10 protein-coding genes are annotated in these 9,017 nt (G+C 71.2%); 2 read left to right on the top strand and 8 right to left on the bottom strand.

The window, feature by feature from the left end:
• Nucleotides 1-406: 406 nt before the first annotated feature.
• The 7 genes from DLJ47_RS17850 to DLJ47_RS17820 form a co-directional block, all read right to left on the bottom strand.
• Complete coding sequence (locus tag DLJ47_RS17850) at nucleotides 407-1,126, bottom strand: hypothetical protein (RefSeq protein WP_109901098.1); 720 nt, start codon at nucleotides 1,124-1,126, stop codon at nucleotides 407-409.
• Nucleotides 1,127-1,510: 384 nt separating this feature from the next.
• Nucleotides 1,511-2,749 (bottom strand): ribbon-helix-helix domain-containing protein, encoded by a 1,239-nt coding sequence (locus tag DLJ47_RS17845; protein ID WP_109901097.1) that lies wholly within the window; start codon nucleotides 2,747-2,749, stop codon nucleotides 1,511-1,513.
• A gap of 289 nt (nucleotides 2,750-3,038) precedes the next feature.
• Nucleotides 3,039-3,317 carry a WhiB family transcriptional regulator gene (locus DLJ47_RS17840; RefSeq protein ID WP_109901096.1) on the bottom strand — a complete coding sequence of 93 codons (279 nt, stop codon included), beginning with the start codon at nucleotides 3,315-3,317 and terminating at the stop codon, nucleotides 3,039-3,041.
• Nucleotides 3,314-3,691 carry a hypothetical protein gene (locus tag DLJ47_RS17835; protein WP_146228115.1) on the bottom strand — a complete coding sequence of 126 codons (378 nt, stop codon included), beginning with the start codon at nucleotides 3,689-3,691 and terminating at the stop codon, nucleotides 3,314-3,316. Before DLJ47_RS17835 ends, DLJ47_RS17840 begins: the two co-directional genes overlap by 4 nt.
• A gap of 26 nt (nucleotides 3,692-3,717) precedes the next feature.
• Nucleotides 3,718-3,981, bottom strand: a complete 264-nt coding sequence (locus DLJ47_RS17830; protein WP_109901094.1) for a hypothetical protein — start codon at nucleotides 3,979-3,981, stop codon at nucleotides 3,718-3,720.
• A 236-nt stretch (nucleotides 3,982-4,217) separates the two neighbouring features.
• A complete protein-coding gene (locus DLJ47_RS17825) occupies nucleotides 4,218-5,627 on the bottom strand; it encodes an AAA family ATPase (RefSeq protein WP_146228114.1) in 1,410 nt (469 codons plus the stop codon).
• A gap of 155 nt (nucleotides 5,628-5,782) precedes the next feature.
• Entirely contained in the window at nucleotides 5,783-5,971 is a 189-nt protein-coding gene (locus tag DLJ47_RS17820) for a helix-turn-helix transcriptional regulator (protein WP_109901092.1), read from the bottom strand.
• A 109-nt stretch (nucleotides 5,972-6,080) separates the two neighbouring features.
• On the opposite strand from DLJ47_RS17820, the gene DLJ47_RS17815 reads away from it, so the two are divergent.
• Both DLJ47_RS17815 and DLJ47_RS17810 read left to right on the top strand, forming a co-directional pair.
• On the top strand, nucleotides 6,081-6,587 hold the full coding sequence (locus DLJ47_RS17815; protein ID WP_158289833.1) for a helix-turn-helix domain-containing protein: 507 nt from the start codon (nucleotides 6,081-6,083) through the stop codon (nucleotides 6,585-6,587).
• A complete protein-coding gene (locus DLJ47_RS17810; RefSeq protein ID WP_109901090.1) occupies nucleotides 6,580-7,713 on the top strand; it encodes a tyrosine-type recombinase/integrase in 1,134 nt (377 codons plus the stop codon). The genes DLJ47_RS17815 and DLJ47_RS17810 overlap by 8 nt, the downstream gene beginning before the upstream one ends.
• Before the next feature lie 33 nt (nucleotides 7,714-7,746).
• Here DLJ47_RS17810 and ychF read toward each other — a convergent pair whose 3' ends face one another.
• On the bottom strand, nucleotides 7,747-8,832 hold the full coding sequence (gene ychF, locus DLJ47_RS17805; RefSeq protein ID WP_088992021.1) for a redox-regulated ATPase YchF: 1,086 nt from the start codon (nucleotides 8,830-8,832) through the stop codon (nucleotides 7,747-7,749).
• Nucleotides 8,833-9,017 lie beyond the last annotated feature (185 nt).

The raw sequence follows: 9,017 nt of genomic DNA, 5'->3' as shown, positions 1-9,017 counted from the left end.
GTCTGGGGGGTGGGGCGGGTCGCGGCGTACGTCTTGCCGTCCGACCCGGTGACCGTCTCCGGCAGGTGTCCCACGTGGGACACCTGCGCCAAATCGCGGGCGACGGTGGTCTTCGGCAGCCCCGTCTCCTCGGCGATCTGCCGGATGCTCATGCCAGCTTCGAGGACTACTGCCAGGAGCGGTGGGGCTTCGATCGGACCCGGGCTCAGAACTTCATCACGGCCGCCCGGACGGTGTTGGAAATTTCCAACACCGGGCTCCCTGCCCCCGAGCGCGAGAGCCAGGCGCGCGAGCTGGCCCGCATCCCCGAGCCCGACCGCGCCGACGCCTGCCTACCTCGGTCGCGGCCCAGCCGGCCCGACCGGCCCAGGCGGACCACCCGGCCGCGGCTGCCCCGGCCACCAGGTCACAGCAGCACCACCGTCAACACCCGATTGTCGAAATCGACCTGCTGGCCGAAGTTGCTGCGGTACTTCATCGTGAACGTGGTTTCACCCGGGTTCAGACCCGTCAACATCTTCTGCGAACCGACACCGAACACCGCCACATTGCTGGTCGCGCCACCCGCCTCCAGGTGCGCACGCACCCGCCGGTCACCGGTCGGCTCCGACACGTTCGCGCCCGTGATGTCGATACCCGCGTCAGCGGACACAGCGCCGGGCGCGGCGATCTGCCAGCCGATCTGGCAGGAGAAGATCAGCAGCACCCGCCCCGACGGTCGCACGTTGACCGTGACGGACGGCCCGCCGGTCAGGTCGACGTAGCTGGTGCTGGTGGTGGAATGCTGGGCGAGCTGCTCGCCGGTGACGGTGCCGATCGCCGACAGCGCAGTCACAGTGCCCAGCGTGCCGGGGCTGGTGTACCGGCCGAGGATTCCCCACGTGCCAGCACCACCACCGTTGCTCAAGGTCAGGATGCTCACCACGTCACCGGGCGTGAGGAGCAGCGCGTCCGTGGTGTTCAGCATCGGCAGGTCCGACATCAGCATCCCGTCGACCTCGATCACCCCGGCTGCCGTGTCGGGGTTCCACTCCCGCACGATGCCCTGCCGGTAGCCGAGTTGCGGACGTATGACGCTCTGGTCCGGGGCGAACAGGGTCGTGAGGTCGTCGCTGCGGTAGCTCATGCTGATCTCCCTTGATCCAAGCCGTTCCCATCAACAGCGGGGGGCGGCCGGGGCCCCCGACAGACCCCGGCCACTCCACCCGCTCGGCGCAGATGGCGTCACCGGCCCCAAAAGGAGGGGAGCCTCCGCCACCTTCGATCCCAGCGGCGGGACGTGTCCCATACCCCACCCCGGGCGACGTTGACGCCGCATCACGACTGAACGAACCTGCGCGCACTGACGCCGCCGTAGCAGCGCTGGCAGACATGACTGACCACACCCGGCCGGCGGGCGTCGACCTCGCTCACGTGCGGCCGGCCCGGAGTCTCCGCCCGGCCACACTTCGAGCACCGCGACACCTCCGCAGGCGACCGCCAGCGGCCGAAGAGTCGACGCCAGCCCACGTCAGGACACCCGGACAGCCGCCAGCCCCGACGGGCGCAGCAGCCGCGCCGCGAAGTAGCCGAACAGCGCCAGGTCCACCAGCGCCGGCCCGTTCTTCTCCTCGAACCGGAAGGTGAGCAGCGGCGACTCCCACGCCCACAGATCACCCTCGCTGAGCGCGAACACGTCCCCGTCACCGGCCGCACCGTCCGGGATCGCCGGCGCCGCGTCGACCTGCACGTCCCGCAGCCACACGTTCGACGGGTCCAGGTCGACCAGACCCAGCCCGGCTTGCTGCGACACCGCCACCGACCGCACCCGACGGCCCCGCACGAATGGGTACTTCACCAGCGCGTTCTTCAGCTCGCCGGGCAGCGCCGCGGCCGCCACCGCCGACACCTGCGCGCCCGACGGCACCCGACCGGCGGTGATCGTGCCGCCCTGACCGTTCGCGCCGTTCAGCTCCGCGTACACCAGCTGCTCGCACTGGTTGGCGTACTGCTCCCGCATGTGCGTGAGGACCACCTGGTCCACGTTCGGATTCGACGCGTCGAGGACCTCCCGGGTGACCCGGAACAGACCCGACTTGCCCTGCGGGGTGACCGCCGGCATCGCTCCGCCGAACGACAGCGTGCCGTCCGTCGGGTTCGTGCCCTCCGTGTGGTTCCCCACCGCCCCGGTCGCGGTCGACCGGTCCGCCGGCGCCACCGTGAACGGCCGGCCACCCGCACCCGCCGCCACCACCGCCGCGTTCAGGCCGTCTGGCACCGCGAACGGCGTGGCCGGATACGAACCCTGCAGCGGCAGCATGGTCGCGGCGTTCCGCAGCGGCCGGTCCTGCTCCGGCGCCACAAACAGCGCCAGATAGCCCGGCGGGACCACCTGCGAAGCGTTCGACGTGGTGACCGTGGCGAACTTGACCGCCTGGTCGCGCACCTGCGGGTCGGCCTGCCACCGCTCGAACCGGCGCAACCGATCGCCCGCCTCCGGGTCCATCTCCGACCCGAACGTGTACACCTGGTAGGCGTCCCGCACCAGCGAGAACTGCGCGCCGTGCCGGAACTCGTACGGGCACGGGTCGGCCACGTACGCCGCGCCGCGCGCGTCGGCGACCAGCTGATCGCCGTAGGCGGCCGTCGCCTGGTCGATCACGTCCCGCAGCAGATCCGACTTCTGCCGGCCCGACTCCCGCGCCGCGGCGGCCAGCTGCTCGGCCTGCGTCGCCGACAGCCGCACCGTCTCCGTCTTGTCATACGCCATGCCCTACACCGTACTACACGACCTTAAGAATCGAAGGTTCCGGCCCCGTTTCACCTTCGATTCTTAAGGTCGCCACGGTCGAATGGGCAGAGATTTGCTCGCACAGAAGAGCCTGACGCGGACGGGATACCGCTGGTCGCAGCGTGCTCCGGCTGGCTCACGCCGGCCCGCTGGAAGCATTCAAAACGGTCATAGCCGGACATCCTCGGCTTCGGGGAGGGGGACGGGACACGTACGCCGGGGTGTCCCGGGGGTACCCCTGCGGGAAAAACGCACCCCTATGTCCGATTCACTCGCGGTCTGCCAACCGTCGAGCCATTCGCTCGCGGTGCTTGCGTCTGCGTCGCTCGCCTTCGGTGGTGCCGCCCCAGATGCCGTAGAGGGTGGTGGGTGGTTGTGCGTACGCCCATTCGCGGCAGGCGTTCTCGTGTGGGCAGGTGTGGCAGATGGCTTTGGCTTTGCGTGTGTTGGCGGCGTCTTGCCGGGTGGGGAACCACCACTCGGGGTTGTGGCCTCGGCAGGCTGGCGGCTCGTCGGCGTGGTTGATGAAGGTGGGGCGTCCGGTCATGGCGTCTCGACGATCCGCCGGCCGCGGGCTGGTCCGGCCTGGCGGCCCCATCGGGCGAGCGCGGGCCGTAGGTGCTGATCGGCGACCGGGCAGCGGCGTTCGTGGGTGAACTGGCCGGCGGCCAGCTGGAGGCAGGCGCCGCAGCGCGGGCAGCGTCCGGTGACCGCGCAGGCGCGTCGGGCCCGGACGGTGGCGAGCAGGTCGGCCGGCATTCCCGACCAGAGGCCGGGCAGGACGTAGAGGACGGTGCCGCGGGTGTAGACGTCGTCGTTGCCGGCGTGCTGTTGGAAGGTGAGCGGTTCGGTGGAGTCGACGGCTTGGGCGAGGCCGGCGATGGTGTCGGCGATGGTGCCGCCGGCGGCGGGGATCAGCACGAGGTGGTCCTCTCGGGTGCGGGTCCTCATCGCGTGACGCCGGTGGCGATCAGGATGAGCTCGTGGCGGCGGTTGCAGCGGCCGCCGCAGCCGGTGGAGTCGATGAGGTGCTTCGCTGCCAGTGCCTCGGCTTCGGTGGGGTGCAGCATCACGCTCAGGACGCGGCACCAGGCGAGGGTGGCGTACGGGCCCTCGCCCGTGATCCACACGGCCCGCGGCCAGAGGCACTTGGCGGTGGTGTGGTGGGTGCGGTGCTGGCGCTGGCAGTAGTGCCGTCGGTAGGTCTTCACGGTGCGGCTCTCCGTCCGTCTTCTGGGAATTCGTCCGGCACCCCCCGCCCTAAAGGGCGGGGTGCCGGACGGACGATTAAGTCCGGACTGTTCGTCCGGGGCCGGCATGCGCCGTGACCTGCGGGTTTCCGACTGTCGTCCGGCATCGTCCGGGGGTTCGTCCGGCGCGTTCGTCCGGCGGCCGTCCGGACGTTCGACTACGCCAGGTGAGCGGACCATGCACGCGGTGCTCATGGTCAGACCATCTCGAACAGCGCCGCCCGGCCCTTGCCGGACACGTACCGGAGCACGCGATCCCGCTCCAGGCTGGTGATGTGCTCGTACGCCGTCGTCCGGGACACCGACATCCGCTCCATCAGCGCGTCGCGCAGCATGGTCTTGGTGAACGGCTCCCCGAACACCGCCCGGGCGATCTGCTCGGCGCTGGTGGCCATCTCGGCGTTCTTCTCCGACGCCGAGACGCCCTCGATGACGCACGAGCCGTACGCGGCGCGGCGGCGCAGCCAGGTCCGCTCGCCGGCGGGCCCGTCCTTCACCTTCTTGCGCTCCAGCTCCAGCATCGGATTGGACGACGTGCCGCTGAGGATCAGCACCTCGTCGACGTTCGCCTCGAGCTGCGACCCGCCGCGCGCCCGGGACGGGTCGCCCCACCCGGGGTGGTGGGCGAGAACCGAGGTGCCGTCGATGGCGGCGGCGAGGTCGGCCATCCGGCGGGTGATCGTGGCGGCGTCCTTCGTCTCGTCGACCTCCGGGCCGAGGCTGGAGAAGGTGTCCAGCACGACCATCCCGGATCCGGCCCGCCGCGCTTGCTCGCGCATGCCGACCCACGTCTCCGGGTCGCCGAGGCTCTTCGGCCGCACCGCGAAGATCACGTCATCGTCGGTGACCTTCGTCTTCCACGCCTGTTCCCACGCGCTGACCCGGGCGTCGAGGCCGTTCGCGCCCTCGCCGACGACGTAGAGCACGGGCGTCCGGTGGACCTCGCGGCCGAGCCACGGCGTGCCGGTGCCGACCGCGCACGCCCACGACAGCAGCACGAACGTCTTGCCGGTGTTGCTCGGGCCTACGAGCAGCACCGTCGCCCGGCGTGACATCACGCCGTCGATGAGCGGCTCGACGGGCGGCAGGGTCCGCAGCTGCGACCGGCGCAGCAGGGTGCCGCCGAATCCCTTGGTGGCCACCGCCGCGCCGGCCACCGCGGTGAGGTCGCCGAGCAGCTGGGGCGCGTGCCGCTCCCACTGCTCGTCATTGCCGGCGAGCTGCGAGAGCCGCGCCACCTGCTGCACGCGGGCACGCCGTGTCGCCGCCTCCCGGATGATCCCGGCGTGGTGGGCGACCGTGCCCGGGCCCATCGCCGCGCTGGTGCAGTCGGCCAGGTACGCCATCCGGCCGACGCGCTCCAGGTCCCCCGCCGCGCGCAGCCGCTCGCCGACCGCGACCGGGTCGGTAGGTTCGCCGGCGGCCCGCGCCGCCAGGATCGCCCGCCAGATCAGCTCGTGGCTCCGCTGCAAGAACTCCGTCGGCGCCAGGTCGTCGGCGCCCGGCGTGTGGTCGATCTCCGTGAGGGCGGTGCCGATGATGAACCGTTCGGCCTCGATGACGGGGCCGACGTCGGTCCGGTCCGGGATGTCGATCGCGATGGTCACCGGACGGCCCTCACTCCGGACGCGAAACGTCGACGACTTGGGCGAGCAGTTCGCCAAGCCGCGGCGGGTCGACGTCGGCGCGGTGCTCGGCGCAACGCTGCCCGGGCCGGCACCCGCCGTACCGTCGACAGCCCTGCTGATTCGCGGTGGTCACGTCAGGCACTCGCCTTGACCTGCTCGTCCTCGCCGGCCAGCCAGGCCGCGACGGCGCTCTCCGGGTAGAGCACCCGCTTGCCCCGCTTGACGCCCCGGGGGCCCTTGCCGATGTGCCGCCAGTAGCGGACGGTGCTCGGCGCGGTCCGGGCGGCCTCGGCCACTTCCTCGGTGGTGAGGTACTTCTCCACGGCAGACACTCCCTGCGCTCTGCGCAATGTTGACCTTGCGCCCTACGCAGACACGCTAAACAGAGATCAACCTTGACCGCAAGCACCCAACGCAACTAGATTCTTGCGCGTGGCGCAACAACAATCGGCCGAGGAAGCCTTCGGCGCTCAGGTACGGCAGGCGCGCGAGGCGCGCGGCTGGACGCAGGACCGGCTACGGCGGACCCTCCGCGAGGTGGCCGGCGTCGACCTCAGCTCGACGGCGATGGCGCGGCTTGAAGGCGGGAAGCGTCCGATCCGGCTCAACGAGGTGACCGCGCTGGCGCGGGTGCTCGAACTCGACCTGACGCAGTACGGCGGCCGGGAGTTGCGCCTGATGCAGCACGAGGCGTACGAGCACGCCCAGGAGCGGCTGACCGAGCTGCGCGCCAGGTTGAAGACCGCGGAGCTCGGCTTCGCGGAGCTCGACATCCGCGCGAGTGAGGCGATGGCGCTCCGGGCCCAGGCGTTGCAGCACCTGGATGCGCTGCGCCGAGAGCACGCGCAGCTGGAGGCGGCGGTCCGGCAGTACGAGACGGGCAGAGCGGAACTGGCGCGGGAGCTCGGCGGCGAGGACGGAGGCCAGGCGGATGGCTAGCATCCAGAAGCGCCCCGATGGGAAGTACCGGGCCCGGTACCGCGATGAGGCCGGCAAGGAGCACGCGCGCCACTTCGTCCGGAAGGTCGACGCCCAGCAGTGGCTCGACGAGAAGACAGCCGCGATCGTCACCGGCCAGTACGTCGACCCGCGCGCCGGGAAGGTCACCTTCGCCGACTACTTCGCCGACTGGTCGCAGCGGCAGGTGTGGGCGGCCGGCACCGACAAGGCGATGCGACTGGCCGCCCGGTCGGTCACCTTCGCGGACGTCCAGCTGCGCGCGCTGCGCCGTTCGCACGTGGAGCAGTGGGTGAAGGCGATGCAGACCGCCGACCGGGGCGAGGGCCGGCCCCGAGGCCTGGCCGCCGGCACGATCCGCACCCGGGTCAACAACGTCCGCGCGGTGCTGCGCGCCGCCGTCCGCGACCGGGTGATCCCGTCCGACCCCAGCGATGGCGTGACGCTGCCTCGCACCCGGCGCGCTGAGGCGGCGATGGAGCTACCGACGCCGGAGCAGGTGCGGGCGCTGCTGGCCGCGGCCGGCCCGCGGTTCGTGGCGTTCGTCGCCCTGGCCGCGTTCGCCGGGCTGCGGCTCGGTGAGGCGGCCGGCACGCAGGTCGGCGACGTGAACTTCCTCGGTCGCAGTCTTCAGGTGCGTCGGCAGGTGCAGCGCGGCCCGGGTGGCGCGGTGCTGGTGACGCCGCCGAAGTACGGCAGTGAGCGAACCGTGTTCCTGGCGCCCGATCTGGTCGAGATCCTGTCGCGGCACGTCGCCGACCACCGGCCCGGCACCGACGCCCGGCGGTGGTTGTTCGAGGGTGAGCCGGGCGACCCGCCGCATCAGAACACGGTCGGCTACTGGTGGCGCAAGGCGTGCCGTGACGGCGGGGTGGCGGGGTTCACGCTGCACGACCTGAGGCACTACTACGCGTCCGGGCTGATCGCGCAGGGCTGCGACGTGGTGACGGTGCAGCGGGCGCTCGGCCACGCCAGCGCGACGGTGACGCTCCGGACGTACGCGCACCTGTGGCCGACGGCCGAGGACCGGACCCGGAAGGCGGCGGCGGCACTGATGGCCGAGACGCTCGCGGGTCCTGCGGACTACCTGCGGACTAGGGAGGCGTGACAATGCGGTCTGACCTGCGCGAACGTGGCCCACCTAGACGTTGAAGCGGAACTCCACCACGTCGCCGTCCTGCATGACGTACTCCTTGCCTTCGATCCGGACCTTGCCGGCCGCCTTGGCGGCGGCCATGCTGCCGGCCGCGACCAGGTCGTCGTAGGAGACCACCTCGGCCTTGATGAAGCCGCGCTGGAAGTCGGAGTGGATCACCCCGGCGGCCTCCGGCGCGGTCGCGCCGATCGGGACGGTCCAGGCCCGCGCCTCCTTGGGCCCGGCGGTGAGGTACGTCTGGAGCCCGAGCGTCCGGAAGCCCACCCGGACCAACTGGTCGAGGCCGGGCTCGTTCTGCCCGATCGACTCCAGCAGCTCGCGGGCCTCCTCCTCGGGCAGGTCCACCAGCTCGGACTCGATCTTGGCGTCCATGAAGATCGCCTCGGCGGGGGCGACCAGCGCGCGCAGCTCGTCGAGGAACTCGGCGTTGCCCAGCTCGGCCTCGTCGACGTTGAAGACGTACAGGAACGGCTTGGTGGTGAGCAGGTGCAGCTCGCGCAGGTGCTCCAGCTCGATGCCGGCGTCCTTGGCGCCCGCGTACAGGGTGACGCCGGTGTCGAGCAGCTCGACGGCCTTCTTGGCGGCGGTGGCGGCGGCGGCCCGGTCCTTGCGGAGCTTGGCCTCCTTCTCCAGCCGCGGCACGGCCTTCTCCAGGGTCTGGATGTCGGCCAGGATCAGCTCGGTGTTGATCGTCTCGATGTCGTCGGCCGGGGAGACCTTGCCGTCGACGTGCACCACGTTCGGGTCGGAGAAGGCCCGGACCACCTGGCAGATCGCCGAGGCGTCGCGGATGTTGGCCAGGAACGCGTTGCCCCGGCCCTGCCCCTTGGACGCGCCCCGCACCAGGCCGGCGATGTCGACGAACGACACCGGAGCGGGCAGCACCTTCTGTGAGCTGAAGATCTCGGCGAGCTTGTGCAGCCGCTCGTCCGGCAGCCCGACGACGCCGACGTTGGGCTCGATGGTGGCGAACGGGTAGTTCGCCGCGAGCACGTCGTTCTTGGTCAGCGCGTTGAACAGGGTGCTCTTGCCGACGTTGGGCAGGCCGACGATGCCGATGGTGAGACTCACGACGAGCCAGCTTACGCCGCCGACCCCCGCCGACTGGAACGCGGTGCGGTGTCGCCGACCACTGCCGATCGGATCTTGGAAGGAAACGGCCCGCGCAGGGGCACTTCCGTTCCAAGATCTACTGAGTCAGCCGAGCAGGCGGGGGGTGATCGGGGTTTCTCGGGGGGTGCCGTCGGGGCTGCGGG

This window comes from Micromonospora sp. S4605 (assembly GCF_003176715.1).
Lineage (GTDB): Bacteria > Actinomycetota > Actinomycetes > Mycobacteriales > Micromonosporaceae > Micromonospora > Micromonospora echinaurantiaca.
Note: the sequence above shows the minus strand (reverse complement) of the source record. Positions and strands in the feature narration are given on the sequence as shown.